This is a genomic window from Saccharothrix longispora, assembly GCF_031455225.1.
Lineage (GTDB): Bacteria > Actinomycetota > Actinomycetes > Mycobacteriales > Pseudonocardiaceae > Actinosynnema > Actinosynnema longispora.
The window spans coordinates 4,613,965-4,631,383 of record NZ_JAVDSG010000001.1 but is presented as its reverse complement, the minus strand read 5'-3'; the positions used below and the strand labels follow the sequence as shown (position 1 = coordinate 4,631,383).

General features: G+C 73.3%; 14 protein-coding genes. 10 read left to right on the top strand and 4 right to left on the bottom strand.

What is annotated here, in order from left to right; translation table 11 throughout:
* Positions 1 to 36: 36 nt before the first annotated feature.
* Both J2S66_RS18680 and J2S66_RS18675 read left to right on the top strand, forming a co-directional pair.
* A complete protein-coding gene (locus J2S66_RS18680; RefSeq protein WP_310308440.1) occupies positions 37 to 663 on the top strand; it encodes a DUF998 domain-containing protein in 627 nt (208 codons plus the stop codon).
* Entirely contained in the window at positions 660 to 2,780 is a 2,121-nt protein-coding gene (locus J2S66_RS18675; protein ID WP_310308439.1) for a glycosyltransferase, read from the top strand. The genes J2S66_RS18680 and J2S66_RS18675 overlap by 4 nt, the downstream gene beginning before the upstream one ends.
* A 102-nt stretch (positions 2,781 to 2,882) precedes the next feature.
* Here J2S66_RS18675 and J2S66_RS18670 read toward each other — a convergent pair whose 3' ends face one another.
* From J2S66_RS18670 to mptB, 3 genes are all read right to left on the bottom strand, one after another.
* Complete coding sequence (locus tag J2S66_RS18670; protein WP_310308438.1) at positions 2,883 to 3,863, bottom strand: hypothetical protein; 981 nt, start codon at positions 3,861 to 3,863, stop codon at positions 2,883 to 2,885.
* A gap of 55 nt (positions 3,864 to 3,918) precedes the next feature.
* Positions 3,919 to 7,581, bottom strand: a complete 3,663-nt coding sequence (locus J2S66_RS18665; protein ID WP_310308437.1) for a patatin-like protein — start codon at positions 7,579 to 7,581, stop codon at positions 3,919 to 3,921.
* Positions 7,582 to 7,677: 96 nt separating this feature from the next.
* Positions 7,678 to 9,240: a polyprenol phosphomannose-dependent alpha 1,6 mannosyltransferase MptB gene (gene mptB, locus J2S66_RS18660; RefSeq protein WP_374726206.1), complete on the bottom strand. Its 1,563-nt coding sequence runs from the start codon at positions 9,238 to 9,240 to the stop codon at positions 7,678 to 7,680.
* Between the two features lie 116 nt (positions 9,241 to 9,356).
* On the opposite strand from mptB, the gene J2S66_RS18655 reads away from it, so the two are divergent.
* Genes J2S66_RS18655 through J2S66_RS18620 form a run of 8 tightly spaced genes read left to right on the top strand, consistent with a single transcriptional unit; the run spans position 9,357 to position 16,018 of the window.
* A complete protein-coding gene (locus tag J2S66_RS18655) occupies positions 9,357 to 10,112 on the top strand; it encodes a helix-turn-helix transcriptional regulator (protein WP_310308435.1) in 756 nt (251 codons plus the stop codon).
* Positions 10,109 to 11,554, top strand: a complete 1,446-nt coding sequence (gene sufB, locus J2S66_RS18650; protein ID WP_306749130.1) for a Fe-S cluster assembly protein SufB — start codon at positions 10,109 to 10,111, stop codon at positions 11,552 to 11,554. Before J2S66_RS18655 ends, sufB begins: the two co-directional genes overlap by 4 nt.
* Position 11,555: 1 nt before the next feature.
* Positions 11,556 to 12,728 (top strand): Fe-S cluster assembly protein SufD, encoded by a 1,173-nt coding sequence (gene sufD / locus J2S66_RS18645; protein WP_310308434.1) that lies wholly within the window; start codon positions 11,556 to 11,558, stop codon positions 12,726 to 12,728.
* On the top strand, positions 12,728 to 13,048 hold the full coding sequence (locus J2S66_RS18640) for a non-heme iron oxygenase ferredoxin subunit (RefSeq protein ID WP_306749127.1): 321 nt from the start codon (positions 12,728 to 12,730) through the stop codon (positions 13,046 to 13,048). The genes sufD and J2S66_RS18640 overlap by 1 nt, the downstream gene beginning before the upstream one ends.
* A gap of 34 nt (positions 13,049 to 13,082) precedes the next feature.
* Entirely contained in the window at positions 13,083 to 13,856 is a 774-nt protein-coding gene (gene sufC, locus J2S66_RS18635) for a Fe-S cluster assembly ATPase SufC (RefSeq protein WP_310308431.1), read from the top strand.
* 46 nt (positions 13,857 to 13,902) lie between these two features.
* Positions 13,903 to 15,183, top strand: a complete 1,281-nt coding sequence (locus J2S66_RS18630) for a cysteine desulfurase (protein WP_310308429.1) — start codon at positions 13,903 to 13,905, stop codon at positions 15,181 to 15,183.
* Complete coding sequence (gene sufU / locus J2S66_RS18625) at positions 15,183 to 15,626, top strand: Fe-S cluster assembly sulfur transfer protein SufU (protein WP_310308428.1); 444 nt, start codon at positions 15,183 to 15,185, stop codon at positions 15,624 to 15,626. The genes J2S66_RS18630 and sufU overlap by 1 nt, the downstream gene beginning before the upstream one ends.
* Complete coding sequence (locus J2S66_RS18620; protein WP_306749120.1) at positions 15,623 to 16,018, top strand: metal-sulfur cluster assembly factor; 396 nt, start codon at positions 15,623 to 15,625, stop codon at positions 16,016 to 16,018. The genes sufU and J2S66_RS18620 overlap by 4 nt, the downstream gene beginning before the upstream one ends.
* A gap of 242 nt (positions 16,019 to 16,260) precedes the next feature.
* On the opposite strand, the gene J2S66_RS18615 is transcribed toward J2S66_RS18620, so the two are convergent.
* Entirely contained in the window at positions 16,261 to 17,379 is a 1,119-nt protein-coding gene (locus J2S66_RS18615) for a carboxylate-amine ligase (RefSeq protein WP_310308426.1), read from the bottom strand.
* Between the last annotated feature and the right edge of the window lie 40 nt (positions 17,380 to 17,419).

Here is a 17,419-nt window from a genome sequence, read left to right as displayed (position 1 = left end):
TATCCTCCGGCGTCCTTTCGACAGCAGGATTCCGGTATGGCGGAAATCCGGGGGGACCGGCGGGCGGCGGTGGTGCCGTTGGCTGTCGGGGGGCTCGTGCTGTCGTTGTTCCCGATTGTTTACCTGCACGTGTCGTCGGTGGGCGAGTTGAGCCCGATCACGCACACGATCAGCGATTACATCTTCGTGGACGACGGCGCGGGGCTGCTGGCGGTGACGGCGCTGTCGCTCGCGGCGGCGTCGGCGGCGCTCCTGGTGGCGCTGGTCCGGTCGGGTTTGCCCAGGCGGGGGCCGGTGGCGGTGCTGTTGGGGCTGTGGTCGGCGGGGTTGGCGGTGGCGACGGTGTTCCCGACGGACCCGTCCGGTTCGCCGACGTCGTTCTCGGGGGCGGTGCACCGGTACGCGGGGGCGGTGATGTTCGCGGCGTTACCGCTGGCGGGGTGGTTGATTTCCCGGACGTTCATCGCGAGTACTGCTCTGCGTCGGTTTTCGGTGGCCGCGGGTATCACGTCGGTCGTATTCATGTTGAGCCACGTGGCGGTGTTGTTCCCGGGTTCCGGCGCGGTGGTCGTCGGTCTTTTCGAGCGGGTCCTGTTCGCGCTGCTGTACTGCGTGCTGTTCCTCCTGGCGGTCGCGGCGCTGCGCCGGGGGGTGCGGTCGTGACGTGGTTGGCCGTGGGGCTGGCGGTGGTGGGCGCGGTGTTCTTCGCGTTCGCGGCGCGGTTGCAGCACGAGGCGGTGCGGGCGGGTGGGGGGCCGCTGCGGGTGCTGGAGCTGTTGCGCCGGCCGCGCTGGTTGTCCGGGCTGGTGCTGCTGGTCGCGGGGGCCGGTGTGCACGCGGCGGCGTTGGGGATGGCGCCGTTGAGCGTGGTGCAGCCGGTGGGCGTGGTCGCCATCGGGGTGACGGCGCTGCTGGACGGTCGGCGGCGCGAGCTGCCCGCCGTCGTGGTGACCACGGCCGGTGTCGGGGCGTTCGTGTTCCTGGCGGCGGGCAGCGCGACGGCCACGGTGGTGGCCCCGGAGGCCGAGCTGCGGGCGGCGCTGGTGGCGTTGGGCCTGGTGGCGGTGCCGGGGCTGGTGGGTGTCCTGGCGTCGGGGCCGGTGGCGCGGTCGCTGGGGTTCGGCGCGGCGGGCGGTGTGGCCTACGGCTTCGTGTCGGTGCTCATGCGCGCGGTGTCGCAGGACGTGCAGCGCGGCGGGGTGTCGTGGAGCACCGCGTTCTCGGTGGCGGGCATCGGTGTCGCCCTCGTCCTCGGCGGTTGGTTCATCCAGCACGCCTACGCCAGTGGACCGCCGCACGTGGCGGTCGCCTGCCTCACCGTGGTGGACCCGCTCGTGGCCGTGGGCCTGGGGGCGGGGGTGCTGGGTGAGGCGACCCGGACCAGCGGCGCGGTGGCCCTGGCCGAACTCGCCTGCGCCCTCGTCGCCGTCGGCGGCGTGGTGGTGCTGGCCCGCGCACCCCGTGCGCTCCCCGTTCGTCGAGCAGTCCCGGATCAGGCATTTCCGGATCAGGCAGTCGCAGTTCAGGCAGTCACCACCCGAGCAGGCACCACTCAAGCAGTCGCCACCCAAGCAGGCACCACCGGATCGGAGACGACAGTGAACGACGGACGCGCCTTGCGGATCGTGATCGCCGCGGAGACGTTCCCGCCTGACGTGAACGGCGCGGCCCGGTTCGCCCACCGCCTGGCCACCGGCCTGGCGGGGCGCGGCCACGACGTGCACGTGGTGTGCGTGTCGCCGTCGGGGGAGGCCCGCACGGAGCGCGTGGACGGCATCACGGTGCACCGGTTGAGGTCGCACCGGACGCCGTTCCACCGCACGTTCCGGATCGGCCTGCCGTGGGAGGTGCGGCGCGACGTGGAGGTGCTGCTGGGGGAGTTGGAACCGGACCTGGTGCACGTGCAGGCGCACTTCGTGGTGGGGCGGTACGTGCTGCGGCAGGCGGTCGCGGCGGGCATCCCGACGGTGGCGACGAACCACTTCATGCCGGAGAACCTGTTCGGCCACGCCAGGGTGCCGGCGTGGTTGCGGGGGGTGGCGTCGCGGTGGGCGTGGCGGGACCTGGGGCGGGTGTTCGGCGCGGCGGACGTGGTGACGGCGCCGACGCCGCGCGCGGTGGAGTTGTTGCACGACAACGGTTTCCCGGCGCGGGCGGTGCCGGTGTCGTGCGGGATCGACATCGAACGCTACCGGGGGCGGCGGGTGGCGTCGTCGGACCGGCCGACGGTGCTGTTCGTGGGTCGCCTGGACGAGGAGAAGCGGGTGGACGAGCTGCTGCGCGCGGCGGCGCTCGTGCCGGGCCTGCGGGTGGACCTGGTGGGTGACGGCTCGTGCCGCGCGGAGTGGGAGCTGCTGGCCCGGGACCTGGGCATCGCCGACCGGGTCCGCTTCCGCGGGTTCGTCCCGGAGGAGGAGCTGCTGGACGCGTACGCGGCGGCGGACGTGTTCTGCATGCCGGGGATCGCGGAGTTGCAGAGCCTGGCGACGATGGAGGCGATGGCGGCGGGCAAGCCGGTGGTGGTGGCGGACGCGATGGCGCTGCCGCACCTGTGCCGGCCGGGGCGCAACGGGTGGCTGTTCACGCCGGGCGACGTGCGGGGGCTGGCGGACCGGCTGCGCGCGGTGACGGCGGACCCGGCGGTGACGGCGCGGATGGGTGCCGCGTCGGGGGAGCTGATCGCGGCGCACGCCATCGGCATGACGCTGGACACGTTCGAGTCGCTGTACGCGAAGGCGCTCGGCCTGCCCGTGGTGGAGCGGGAGCCCCTGGCGGCGTGACGGCGCGGCCGGTCGGAGCCGGTGAACGCCGCGCAGGGGTCCTCCGCCGGGGGCCCCTGTTCTTCATCCTGCCGGTGACCACCGACGATCCCGGTTCACCGGTCAGTGGCCGCGCGCGGTCCTCAGCGAGCGCAGGTCGTCGCTCAGCGCCTCCGGTCCCGGCATCGGGGCGGTGCGCCACTCGCGCAGCTTCACGAGGTTCTCCAGCGAGATCGACGCCGGGTCGCGCAGCGCGGCGATGCGCGACCGGATCGCGGCGGCCAGCTCGTCGTCCCCCAGGCGCACGGCGGCCTCGCGCAGGCGGCGCAGGCGGGACACCGCGGCGCGCGGGTCCCGGGTGCCCGCTTCCTCCACCCAGCCGGCCAGCAGGCGGCGGCTCACCGCGCGGGTCATGGCGGGCTGGTCGTCGAACGTCCAGGTGCCCAGCAGTTCGACCAGGACGAGCACGCGGTCGGCGTCGGGGGAGCGGGTGTGGAACGCCGCCCACGGTTCCACCGGGCCGGTGAGGCGGTGCTCGCCGTTGAGGTCCACGACGATCCGGTCGGCGCCGGGCGTGTGGTGGGGCACGGCGGCGGCCAGGGCGGTGAACAGGGGTGTCCGCTCCTCGACCGCCGCGGTGAGGGTGAGGGTGCCGTCCGACAGGTCGGAGCCCAGCACGGTCCAGCCCCACAGGCGCAGCGCGAAGTCCGTCGTGTGGCCGTCGTCCATGCCGAGCAGGGCCAGCGCGCGCGGGTCGGCCAGGTCCACGCCCTCGGCCGCGGCGGTCGCGAGCAGCGCCAGGTGGTGGGCGTGGTCGGTGTCGTGGACGGGGTCCGCGTCGGCCAGCGCGGTCCGCGCGGCCGGGTCGTGGACGAGGGTCCTGAGGCGGTCGCCCGAGGTGCGCAGGACCTCGGCGACCGCGTCGGGGAACGACTCGCCGAACCGCGCCGCGCCGGCCAGCAGCAGCGACCACAGGCGCACGCCGTCGCCCGTGCCGCGCACGTCCACGCCCAGGGCGTCGCGCACCACCGACCGCCCGTGCACGTCGAGGGCCCGGGGGTCGGAGGTGCCTGCCGTCCGCTCGGCCACCGCGAGAACCGTCACGGGCGGCGATTCTCCCCGAGCGGTCCGGCGCCCCGCACCCGGTCCACGCGGGCGCTCAGTCCACGTCGACGCCCGAACTGGACAGGCGGGCGGCGCGCTGCGCGACCCGGCGCCCCGCCGGACCCAGCCGCGGCCTGCCCGTGGAGGGGTCCAGCTCGGTCAGGAACTTGAACAGCATCCCGTGCCCCTCCAGGCGTTTGAGCAGCGCGTCGGCCACCTCGTCCGGGTCGAAGTCCACGACGGACATCTGCTCCACCAGGGACGTGGCGATGGTGCGCCGCGCCCGCAGCGGCACCCACCACGTGGTGACCAGCAGCAGCACGAGACCGAACGACAGCGCCGTGGCCAGCACCGCCTCCCAGCCGGTGAACCGCAGCGAGAACACCTGCACGGCGGCCGCCACGACCAGCAGCGCGGCCCCGTACACGGCGGCCCACCCGGCGGTGGCCGACGCGGGCGGTTCGGCGGCCTCGGTCTCCCACCGGTCGCCGACCTGCCGCCACCGGCGCAGCGAGCTGCCCAGCGCGTAGGAGGTGACGCCGCCGAACACGACGGCCACGACCGTGCCGGCGATCACCAGGGCGGGCGGCAGGTCGTAGAGCCGGAAGCGCACGAACGCCCACACGCCCACCACGATCGCCGCCGCCACCACCACCCGCAGCAGCAGCCTCGGCTTGAGCCTGATCTTCGCGAGCACGGCCAGCGGCGTGCCGACGGGCGCGGGCAGGCTGCCGATCACCAGCAGCGCGACGACGACCAGCAGCACGCCGCCCACGGCGACCATGCCGGTGGTGGCCTGCGCCGCGGCCTTGCCGCCGGCCATCTCGTCGCGCACCCGGTCGATGGCGACGGTGACCAGCGGGATCACCGGCGACAGCAGCACCAGGCCGTGCAGCAGGGTGCCGGAGCGCAGCGCGGCGTAGCCGAACGCGGCGAGCAGCGTGCCCGACCCCAGCGCCGCCGCCGGGCCCACCGCCCACGGCGGCAGCAGGTCGAACAGGGCCAGCACCAGCAGCGCGCCGCCGAGGGCGAACCCGAGCAGCCCGAGGAACTGGGCGAGCTGCCCGCCGCGGGTCAGCCCGGTGATCGTCCAGTACGGCAGCAGCGCCGCCCCGCGCAACGTCCTGGTCAGCGGTTTCGCCGTGCCCAGGCCGGAGTTCTCGCTGTCGGCCACGGTGATCGCGACCGCCGCCGCGGTCGCCGCCGTGCGGATCACCTGGTCGCTGCTCGCCTCCTGCACGAGCGGTTCGCGCCCGATGCCGGCCCGGTCGAACGCGGCCAGCGCCCGCACGCCGACCTCGACGCGCTCGGCGTCGGTGCGCGCGGGCAGCTTCGCCAGCAGGGTGGCCTGCTCCTCCAGGAACAGCTCGCCGCGCGAGCGCCGGTCCGCGCCCTCGTGCCGGTCGGCCAGGATCGCGGCGCGCAGCGCGGGCAGCTCCTCGCAGGCGATGCGGGTGTGCAGCGCCCACGCGGCCAGCTCGGCCAGCGGCGCGCACGTCGGCGGGTGGTCCCCGTCGGGGTCGGCGTACACGGCGGCCAGCGCGGTCTTCGCGCGCGCCGCGTACGGTGCCAGCTCGTCGGGCAGCGAGTCGCCGAACAGCTCGCGCACCAGCTCGTCCACCCGCCGCGCCGCCCGTTCGGCGGGGTCGCCGTCGCCGCCGCGCAGCCGGTCGGCGCGCAGCAGGCGCTTCGGGTCGAACAGGACCCTGCACAGCATGGTGGCGCCGTCCATGCGGCCCCAGATCCAGTCGTTGACGCGCCACGACCGCTTGAGGAACCCGGAGAACCGGCCCAGGGACGCGCCGCCGGCCTTGTCGTCGGGGGTGAGGCTGTACTCGGCGAACGCGTTGCGCGTCCGGAGGCTGATCTGCACCAGCTCCACGGCCTGGTCGAGGCCGCCGCGGGTGTCGTCGGCCAGGCACGTGGTCGCGACCTCCAGCGCCAGCACCCGCGACAGCCGCAGCGCGTCCCCGGTCAGCCCGGCCGCGGTCTCCCCGGCGGTGGGCGGGTCGGTGAGCAGCCGGTGCCACGACCGCAGCACGCCGACGCGCAGCCCGTCGTCGTCGAACCGGGTGAGGGTGTCGTGCGCCTCGCCGAGGACGCGGGCGATCCGGTCGACCTGCTCCCGCACCCGCTGCCCGATGCCGTCGGGCTCGTCCAGCATCCTCTCCGCGAACCGCCGGACCCGCAGCTCCCAGTACCCCTGGTCCAGCTCCTCGGCGGTGGCGGTGGTCCAGTGCCCGTCGAGCTCGGCGCGGGCCGCGCGCAGCCGCGTCCGCGCGTCGTAGAGGTCGGTGCGGGCCAGGGCGAGCCGCTGCGCGTCGGGCATCACCCACACCAGGCGCTTGAGCAGGTCCATCGCGGCGGACACGAGCCGCTCGGCCATCGTGATGCCCCACGGCCAGCCGTGCGCGGGCAGCGCGGCGGGCTGCGGCCGGGCGGGCACGTACGGCAGGCCGCCGTGCCGGGCGCGGTGCCGCCGCTGCGCCGCCTCGGCCGCCGCGCGCACCCGCTCGAACGTCCAGCCGGCGGGGTTCGCGCCGGGCACCTCGAACTGCCGGGTCGTCACGTCGCGCGCGGCGTGCCGGATGCGCACGTCCTCGTAGTGCTCGTGCAGGGTGTCGGCCAGCGCGTAGAGCTTCTCCACCACCGGGCCGTCGGCGGCCAGCCGGTCGAGCAGGGCGTTGCGCCCGCCGCGCCGCGACGCCGCGTCCCGGTTGTGCTGCTCGATGCGGTCGACGTAGGTCCGGCCGCTCTGGCCGGTGAGCGCGGCGAGCAGCTTCGCGCCGGTGGCGACGGTGCTGGGCAGCGCGCCGTCCACCGGGGCGACCGGCTCGACCACGGCCTCGGGGGCGTGCGGGAACACCAGCAGCATCACCCGCCGCACCGGCCCTTCGGCGGGCATCCGGTCGATGGCCTCCAGCGCTTCCCGGGTGGGGGTGTTCACCAGCACGCCGCCGTCCACGGCGAAGCGCGACCGGTTGTCGGTGCCGTTGGACCAGGACGCGACGCCGTCCATGTTCGGCCTGGCCCCGTCGGGGGCGCCGGGCGCGACCGGGATGAACGACGGTTCGAACGCGAACGGGAACGACGCCGAGGAGCGCGCGGCCAGCGCCATCCGGCCCACCAGCCTGGGGAGGTCCTCGGCGGTGAAGTCGTCCCGGTCGCCCTCGCCGGGGTCGCGGCGGAACGAGAAGCTGCCCTGGTGCGTGGACTGCACCATGGTCTGCCCCAGGTCGTCGTGGGTGACCGTCGGCACGCCCGCCAGCAGCGTCGTGGTGATCCGCAGGTCCACCGGCCGCTCGTCGCGCGGGGTCGGCTCGAAGTCGGCGGTCAGCCGCTCCAGCGCCTCGTGCAGCCGGGGCAGGAAGAACTCGTCGCCGCGCAGCAGCGACACCGGCTGCCCCCGGAACGGGGTGCGCAGCAGTTGCTCCATGCGGCCCTGCTCGGCCCACAGGTCCCGCAGTCGCTCCACCCGCGCATTGGCGTTGACCTGGGACAACGCCAGCGCGGCGCCGTTGATGCCACCCGCCGAGGTGCCGGTGATGACGTCGGCGCGCGCCGTCCCGCACACCATGTCGAGCAGGGCGGCATAGGGGCCGTCGCCCCTGGTCAGGCGGTCGAGTTCGAGCACCACCCCGCCCATCCAGACGGCCAGGCTCACCCCGCCGTTGAGCACCACCGCGAACCGGATCTGCTCCTGCGGCACGTCGGACATCGCGCGCTCCTCCCCCGAGGCCACGTCCTACCTGACACCGGTACCCCTACCTCGTACCTCGCCCGGTCGGGGCAGGGGGTTACACGCCCGCTCGGCTCACGCCGAGCCGGGCAGCGGGTCCTTCCCGATCAGCGGGAACACCTGCTTGCGGGCCACGAACACGCACACCGCGAACGCGATCAGGGCGCCGGCGACGGCCTGCGGCACGATGTAGGCGCGGCCGTCGAACGCCGAGCCCGTGGGCGGCAGGATCACCGCGATCACCGCGCTGGCAACGGTCGCGAACACCCGGAAGCGGCGTGCCAGCACGGCCGTGGCCAGCGGCAACGCCGCCCACAGCACGTACCAGGGCTGGAGCACGGGCCCCAGCACGAGCACCGCGCCCAGGCCCGCGCCCAGGCCGTTGACGGCCTTGATGCGCCCCCGGAACGCCTTCCACAGCAGCGTCGCCGCGAGGACCACCGAGACGCCCTGCGTGACCAGCCGCATCAGCACGATCATCGACTCGGTGTGGTTGCCCAGGCCCAGCAGCAGGCCCAGGCCGCCGCCCAGGAAGCCCATCGCGGTGGGCGGCGACATCCAGCTCTTGACCGTGCCGGCGGTGTTCAGCGTCTGCACCCAGCCGAACCCGAGGCCGGTGCCGACGCAGGTGCCTACCATCACCACGCCCGAGATGACCAGCAGCAGCAGCGCCGCCTTGAGCAGGTCGGGGAACCTGCCGCCCCACCGGCGGGCGATCATCACGCCGAGGAAGCCCAGCGCCAGCGCGGCGGGGATCTTCACCGCCGCGCCCATCGTGATCATGGTCGTGCCGAGCACGATCCACAGCAGCTCGTCGCGGGTCATCGGCGCGCCCGGCGTCGTCGGCATGCGCCGCAGCGCCAGCTCCAGGCCCACCAGCATCAGGCCGATGGCCAGCCCTTCGTTGTGCACGCCGACGACCAGGTGGAAGAGCACCAGGGGGTTCGCCGCGCCCAGCCACAGCGCGCTCACCGGCGGCACGCCGAAGCGCCGGGCCAGCCGGGGCAGCGCCCACACGATCATCGCCAGGCCCAGCAGCACCAGCAGCCGGTGCAGGAAGACGCCGGGCAGCACGCTGTCGCCGGTCACCATGGAGATGACCCGGCCCGCGGCGAGGAACAGCGGCCCGTACGGGGCGGGCGTCTCGCGCCAGATGTTGGGCACGTTCGTGGTCAGCGGGTGGTCCACGCCCAGCGCGGTGGCCGGTCCCAGCTCGTAGGGGTCCTGCCCGTTGGCCGCGATCTGCGACTGCGCCAGGTAGCTGTAGACGTCCCGGCTGAACATCGGCAGCACGAACACCAGCGGCGTGATCCACATCAGCAGCGTCCGGTCGAGCTGGCTGCGGGTCATCAGCCGGGGGCGGCCCGGCCGGGCGAACCGGCCCAGCCACAGCCACGCCGAGACGATCAGGAAGATGCCCGTCCAGGCCACCGCCATCGACGCGCTGGGCATCCGCGGGAACAGCCCCAGCACCGGCGTGCCCGGCAGCGGGCTGAACACCGGCGCCGCGCCCGAGCCGAGCGAGCCCACGGCCAGCAGCAGCGCCCCGACCGTGCCCCACCGGCGGATCACGTCGAGCTGCCGCCGCTCCGGCGCGTCGAGGGGAGCGGCCTCGCCGATCGCGCTCCGGTTCGCCATCACCACTCCGCCCGCCGCCACGTCCGAAGGGTAGCGACCGCCCCCGGCGCGTGAGTCGGGTCACCCGATGCGGGGTGATCTTTGCGAGTGCCGCCGAAATAGGCAACACTGGTGTTGTGAAAAACGTCGGGACCGACTCCACCGGCGTGCCCGCGGGGCACGACGGCCGGACCCGGCACGCCGTCGCCCGGCTGCTGCTGGAGCAGGGCCCCGTCACCGCGGCCTCGGTCGCGGACCGGCTGGGCCTGAGCCCCACGGCGGTGCGCCGGCACATCGACGCGCTGGTGGCGGACGGCGAGGCGACCAGCAGGGAGGCGCCCCGGCGCACCCAGCGCGGCCGGGGGCGCCCGGCCAAGTTCTTCCTGCTGACCGAGCAGGGGCGGTCCCGCTTCGGGCACGCCTACGACGACCTCGCCGTCGCCGCGCTGCGATTCCTCGCCGAACAGGGCGGGGAGGAGGCGGTACGGGCCTTCGCGCAGCGCCGCGTCACCGCGTTCGTGGACCAGCACCGGGAGGCCATCGTGGCCCAACCCGACGCGGCCGACCGGGCCAAGGCCCTCGCGGCCGCGTTGACCCGGGAGGGCTACGCTGCCTCGGCGCGGCACGTGGGAGCGGGTGAGCAGCTCTGCCAGCACCTGTGCCCGGTCGCGCACGTCGCCGCCGAGTTCCCGCAGCTGTGCGAGACCGAGACGGCGGCGTTCGCCGACCTGCTCGGCACGCACGTCCAGCGCCTGGCCACCATCGCCCGCGGCGATGCCGTGTGCACGACGCACATCCCGAACACACCCAGGACCGCCTCGGCGCACGCCGACGGCCCGAACCGGGTCGGCGACGCCGACGCACGGACTTCAGATGGAGGGGAGCCCGCATGACTGCCGCTGCCGAGCAGCGCACCACCACAGCCCCGCTCAGCCAGGAGGAGACCCTGGCGAGCATCGGCAACTACGAGTTCGGCTGGTCCGACTCGGACGCCGCAGGCGCGAGCGCTCGCCGAGGTCTGAACGAGGACGTCGTCCGCGACATCTCCGGCAAGAAGAACGAGCCCGAGTGGATGCTCGACTTCCGCCTCAAGGCGCTGCGCCTGTTCGACCGCAAGCCGATGCCCACGTGGGGCTCCGACCTGTCGGGCATCGACTTCGACAACATCAAGTACTTCGTCCGGTCGACCGAGAAGCAGGCCGCGACCTGGGAAGACCTGCCCGACGAGATCAAGAACACCTACGACCGCCTGGGCATCCCGGAGGCCGAGAAGCAGCGCCTCGTCTCCGGTGTCGCCGCCCAGTACGAGTCCGAGGTCGTCTACCACAAGATCCGCGAGGACCTGGAGGAGCAGGGTGTCGTCTTCCTCGACACCGACACCGCCCTCAGGGAGCACCCGGAGCTGTTCAAGGAGTACTTCGGCTCCGTCATCCCCTCGGGTGACAACAAGTTCTCGGCGCTGAACTCCGCGGTGTGGTCGGGCGGCTCGTTCATCTACGTGCCGAAGGGTGTCCACGTCGACATCCCGCTCCAGGCCTACTTCCGGATCAACACCGAGAACATGGGCCAGTTCGAGCGCACCCTGATCATCGTCGACGAGGGCGCCTACGTGCACTACGTCGAGGGCTGCACCGCGCCGATCTACTCGTCGGACTCGCTGCACTCCGCCGTCGTCGAGATCATCGTCAAGAAGGGTGGTCGCTGCCGCTACACGACCATCCAGAACTGGTCGAACAACGTCTACAACCTGGTCACCAAGCGCGCCAAGGCCGAAGAGGGCGCGACCATGGAGTGGATCGACGGCAACATCGGCTCCAAGGTCACCATGAAGTACCCGGCCGTGTTCCTCATGGGCGAGCACGCCAAGGGCGAGGTCCTCTCGATCGCGTTCGCGGGCGAGGGCCAGCACCAGGACGCCGGCGCGAAGATGGTCCACATGGCGCCGCACACGTCGTCCACGATCGTGTCGAAGTCGGTGGCGCGCGGCGGCGGCCGCACCTCCTACCGCGGCCTCGTGCAGGTCAACAAGCGGGCGCACCACTCGAAGTCCACGGTCAAGTGCGACGCGCTGCTGGTGGACAACATCAGCCGCTCCGACACCTACCCCTACGTCGACGTCCGCGAGGACGACGTGTCGATGGGCCACGAGGCCACGGTCTCGAAGGTGTCCGAGGACCAGCTGTTCTACCTGATGTCCCGCGGTCTCAACGAGGACGAGGCCATGGCCATGATCGTGCGCGGGTTCGTCGAGCCCATCGCGCGCGAGCTGCCCATGGAGTACGCGCTGGAGCTGAACCGCCTGATCGAGCTGCAGATGGAAGGGGCCGTCGGCTGACATGGCCGTCACCACCGAAGACCAGCACGGCCTGACGGCCCACTCGCACGGCGCGGGTGCCCCCGTCTCGTCCCGGGCCGACCACTTCGCGTCGTTCGACGTGGACGCCTTCGAGGTGCCCGGGGGGCGCGAGGAGATCTGGCGCTTCACCCCCATGAAGCGCCTGGCCGGCCTGCACGACGGCGCGCCCGCCACCGGCGCGGCCACCGTCGACGTGCGGGCCCCCGGCGGCGTCGCCGCCGGGACGGCCACCCGCGGCGACGCGCGCCTCGGCGTGGCCGGCACCCCCGGCGACCGCATCGCCGCCCAGGCGTGGAACTCGTTCACCGAGGCCACCGTGATCACCCTCCCCGGTGACGCGAAGTCCGAGCCGACCACCGTCACGGTGACCGGCCCGGGCCGGGGCCAGGTCGCCTACGGCCACCTCCAGGTGAACGCCGAGCCGTTCGCCGAGGGCGTCGTCGTCCTCGACCACCGCGGCTCCGGCGCCTACGCCGACAACGTCGAGTTCGTCGTCGGCGACGGCGCGCACCTCACCGTCGTCGCCATCCAGGACTGGGCCGACGACGCGGTGCACGTCTCCGCGCACCACGCCAAGCTGGGCCGCGACGCCTCGTTCAGGCACACCGTCATCACCCTCGGCGGCGACCTCGTCCGGCTCACCCCGGTGGTCACCTACACCGGGCGCGGCGGCGACGCCGAACTGCTCGGCCTGTACTTCGCCGACGCGGGCCAGCACCTGGAGCACCGCACCTTCGTCGACCACGCGGTGTCCAACTGCCGCAGCAACGTGGTCTACAAGGGCGCGCTCCAGGGCGAGGGCGCGCACACCGTGTGGATCGGCGACGTCCTGATCCGCGCCGCGGCCGAGGGCACCGAGACCTTCGAGCTCAACCGCAACCTGGTGCTCACCGACGGCGCGCGCGCCGACTCCGTGCCCAACCTGGAGATCGAGACCGGCGAGATCGAGGGCGCGGGCCACGCCAGCGCCACCGGCCGGTTCGACGACGAGCAGCTGTTCTACCTCCAGGCCCGCGGCATCCCGGAGGACCAGGCCCGCCGCCTCGTCGTGCGCGGCTTCTTCCACGAGATCCTGCTCAAGATCACCGTTCCCGAGGTGCGCGAGCGCCTCGAAGCCGCCATCGAGGCGGAACTGGAAGCGGTGGGGGCCTGATGCTCCGGGTGTGCTCCGTCACCGACCTCGACGACCGCAAGCCGGTCGCGTTCGAGGTCGGCGACGAGCCCACCCCCGTCCTGCTCGTCCGCGACGGCGACACCGTCCACGCGCTGCGCGACCTCTGCACCCACGCCGAGGTCGCGCTCAGCGAGGGCGAGGTGACGCGCAAGGGCGTCGAGTGCTGGCTGCACGGGTCGTGCTTCGACCTGCGCACCGGCCGCCCGTCCTCGCCGCCGGCCACCGAACCGGTCGACGTGTTCGCCGTCGAACTCCGCGGTGACGACGTGTACGTCGACGTCGCCACCACCACGAACTGACTTCCGCCCGCCACACCAGGAGAACTGAGCACCAATGGCCACTCTGGAGATCAAGGACCTGCACGTCTCGGTCGACACCGAGGAAGGTGCCAAGGAGATCCTCAAGGGCGTCGACCTGACCATCAAGGCCGGCGAGACGCACGCCATCATGGGGCCCAACGGCTCCGGCAAGTCGACCCTGTCCTACGCCATCGCGGGCCACCCCAAGTACCGGATCACCTCCGGCAGCGTGCTGCTGGACGGCGAGGACGTGCTGGGGATGACCGTCGACGAGCGCGCCCGCGCGGGCCTGTTCCTCGCCATGCAGTACCCGGTCGAGGTCCCCGGCGTCTCGATGACGAACTTCCTGCGCACCGCCGCCACCGCCGTGCGCGGCGAGGCCCCGAACCTCCGCCACTGGGTCAAGGAGGTCAAGGGCGCGATGGCCGACCTGGACATCGACCCGTCCTTCGGCGAGCGCTCCGTCAACGAGGGCTTCTCCGGCGGCGAGAAGAAGCGCCACGAGATCCTCCAGCTCGGCCTGCTCAAGCCGAAGGTCGCGATCCTCGACGAGACCGACTCCGGCCTCGACGTCGACGCGCTGCGCGTCGTCTCCCAGGGCGTGAACCGGTACAAGGAGAGCGGCGAGGTCGGCGTCATGCTGATCACGCACTACACCCGCATCCTCAAGTACATCTCGCCCGACTTCGTGCACGTCTTCGCGAACGGCCGCATCGCCGAGTCCGGCGGCCCCGAGCTGGCCGACCAGCTGGAGGCCGAGGGTTACGTGAAGTACATCGGGAAGCAGGAAGCCGCCAAGGTCGGCTGACGTTGCACCTGTTGTGTCCATCGTTCTGAGAGGAGGCGTCGGGGCCGTGACCACCACCACCGCAGCTCCACTGGACGTCGCTGCCGTCCGGGCGGACTTCCCGATCCTGGGCCGCACCGTGCGGGAGGGCAAGCGGCTGGTCTACCTGGACTCCGGCGCCACCTCGCAGCGCCCGAGGCAGGTCCTCGACGCCGAGCGCGCGTTCCTGGAGACCGCCAACGCCGCCGTGCACCGCGGCGCGCACCAGCTGGCCGAAGAGGCCACCGACGCCTACGAGGGCGCCCGGCAGAAGATCGCCGACTTCGTGGGCGTCGACCCCGGCGAGGTCGTGTTCACCAAGAACGCGACCGAGGGCGTCAACCTCGTCGCGTACGCGATGGGCAACGCCGCCACCGCCGGTCCCGAGGCGGAGCGCTTCCGCGTCGGCCCCGGCGACGAGATCGTGGTCACCGAGATGGAGCACCACGCCAACCTCGTGCCGTGGCAGCAGCTCGCCGCCCGCACCGGCGCCACGCTGCGCTGGTTCGGCGTCACCGACGAGGGCCGCCTGGACCTGTCGGACATCGACTCGCTGGTCAACGAGCGCACCAAGGTCGTCGCGTTCACCCACCAGTCGAACGTGCTCGGCACGGTCAACCCGGTGGCCACGCTGGTCGAGGCCGCCCGCCGGGTCGGCGCGCTCACCGTGCTCGACGCGTGCCAGTCCGTCCCGCACGCCCCGGTCGACCTCCACGCCCTCGGCGTGGACTTCGCGGTGTTCTCCGGCCACAAGATGCTCGGCCCGTCCGGCATCGGCGTGCTCTACGGCCGCCGCGAGCTGCTGGAGGCGCTGCCCCCGTTCCTCACCGGCGGCTCGATGATCGAGATGGTCCAGATGGCCCGCTCGACCTTCGCGCCCCCGCCCGCCCGCTTCGAGGCCGGCGTGCCGATGACCTCGCAGGCGGTCGCCCTGGGCACGGCGGTGGACTACCTCGACGGCATCGGCATGCACCGCGTCGCCGCCCACGAGCACCAGCTCACCGAGGCCGCCCTCCGGGGCCTCTCGGCGATCCCCGGCGTCCGCGTCGTCGGCCCGCTGGTCACGGTGGACCGCGGCGGCGCCGTGTCGTTCGTCGTCGACGGCGTCCACGCCCACGACGCGGGCCAGGTGCTCGACAGCCTCGGCGTCGCCGTGCGCGTCGGCCACCACTGCGCGTGGCCGCTGCACCGCCGGATGGACGCCGCGGCGACCGTCCGCGCCAGCTTCTACCTGTACAACACCCTCGACGAGGTGGACGCCCTGGTGGCCGCCGTGCGCGAGGCGCAGAAGTTCTTCGGGGTGGCCTGATGCAGCTCCAGCAGATGTACCAGGAGATCATCCTGGACCACTACAAGAACCCCCACGGCCGCGGCCTGCGCGACCCGTTCGACGCCGAGTCGCACCAGATCAACCCGACGTGCGGCGACGAGGTGACGCTGCGGGTCAGGCTGGACGGCGGCACGGTCGCCGACGTGTCCTACGACGGCCAGGGCTGCTCCATCAGCCAGGCGTCCACGTCGGTGCTCACCGACCTCGTGGTCGGCAAGCCGGTGGTCGAGGCGTTCGAGAAGATGGACGCCTTCGTCGAGCTGATGCAGGGCCGCGGCAAGGTCGAACCGGACGAGGACGTCCTGGAGGACGGCATCGCGTTCGCGGGCGTGGCGAAGTACCCGGCGCGCGTCAAGTGCGCGCTGCTGGGCTGGATGGCTTTCAAGGACGCCGTGGCGCGCAGCGAGGGAGCGAACCCATGAGCAGCACCGAGGAGGACGTCGTGCGCGGCGTCGAGGGCATGCCCGAACCGCCCGCGCCGAAGGCCGAGGTGGCCGCCCTGGACGACGTCGAGGAGGCCATGCGCGACGTCGTCGACCCGGAACTGGGCATCAACGTCGTGGACCTGGGCCTGGTGTACGACATCCGGGTCGACGAGGACAACGTGGCCGTCATCGACATGACCCTGACCTCCGCGGCGTGCCCGCTGACGGACGTCATCGAGGACCAGACCAGGTCCGCCCTGGTCGGCGGTGGCGGCGGCGGCATCGTCGACGACTTCCGCATCAACTGGGTCTGGATGCCGCCGTGGGGCCCGGAGAAGATCACGGACGACGGGCGCGAGCAGCTGCGCGCCCTCGGCTTCACCGTCTGACACGGGCGGCACCGGCAACACAGGCAGCACCCGCACCGACCGCCGTCGACCGGACGGCCCACGTGCTCCGCAGGGGTCCCCGCTCGGGGGCCCCTGCTCCCGTTCCGCCGGCGACCACCGGTGAAACCGGCCCGCGAACGCTTGCGGGGACCAGGGTGGTGCGACGCCCACCCGGCCGAGCACCGACCCCCGGTGACGCCGCGCCCGCCGCCACCACGCCCGACCGCCACCACGCCCGACCGTCAGCGCAGGGTCTGCTCCACCAGGAACGACACCACGTCCGAGATCTCCCCGCGCCGCGCGAACGCCCGCCGCTGGCGCGCCGCCCCCGTGCCGTCCACCAGCAACCGCTCCACCCCGTCCACCACCAGCTCCTCGTCGCCCGCCGCCCGCAACGCCGGCCGCACCCGGTCCACCAACCCCCGCACCAGGTCCGCAGCCGGCACCAACCGGCCGCTGCGCGGGTCGAAGCCCGCCCCCGCCAAACCGTCCCGCGCCGACCGCCACAGCGCCGTCCGCAACGCCCGGTCCGACACGGGGAACGCGGGCGCACCCGCCACCGCCATCGCCGCGACCGCCCGCACCAGGGCCGCCAGCAGCACCGCCTCGTCCACCGTCGCCGCCACGTCGCACACCCGCAGCTCCACCGTCGGGTGCTTCGCCGACAACCGGACGTCCCAGTAGACCATCGCCTCGTCCAGCGCCGCCCCCGACTCCAGCAACGACCGCGTGCCCGACCGGTAGTCCTCCACCGACGAGAACCACGGCGGCGCGCCCGCCGACGGCCACGGACTCCACAGCAGGTACCGCCAGCTCGCGTACCCGGTGTCCCGCCCCTCCCCGAACGGCGAGTTCGAGCTCACCGCCAGCAGCACCGGCAGCCACTGCCGCAGGTGGTTGCAGATCAGCAGACCCGTCTCCCGGTCCGGGATGCCGATGTGCACGTGGCACCCGCAGATCGTCAGGGAGTCCACCAGCGACCCGAACCCCGTCGCGATCGCCCGGTACCGCTCGCCCTCGGTCAACGGCGGCGGCCTCCGCTCCCGCAGCACCGGCGTGCCCGTCGCCACCACCCGCGCCCCGTGCCGCGCCGCCAGCTCCGCCAGCTCCCGCCGCGCCGCCGACAGCTGCTCGCGCACCTCCGCCATGGTCCGGCACACCGCCGTGGCGCTCTCCACCTGGAACGCCGTTATCTCGGGCTGGAGGTCAAGCTCCCCGCCCGCCCCGTCCAGCACCGCCCCCGCGATCGGCCGCAACGCGCCCGTGCCCGGGTCGACCAGCAGGAACTCCTCCTCCACGCCCACCGACAGGGGCAGGTCCGACACCGGACGCGGGAGCGGCATGGTGGTCGCCTTGCTCACCGAGGACCTCCTCGCGCCGAGTGACACCCTGGATGCTATG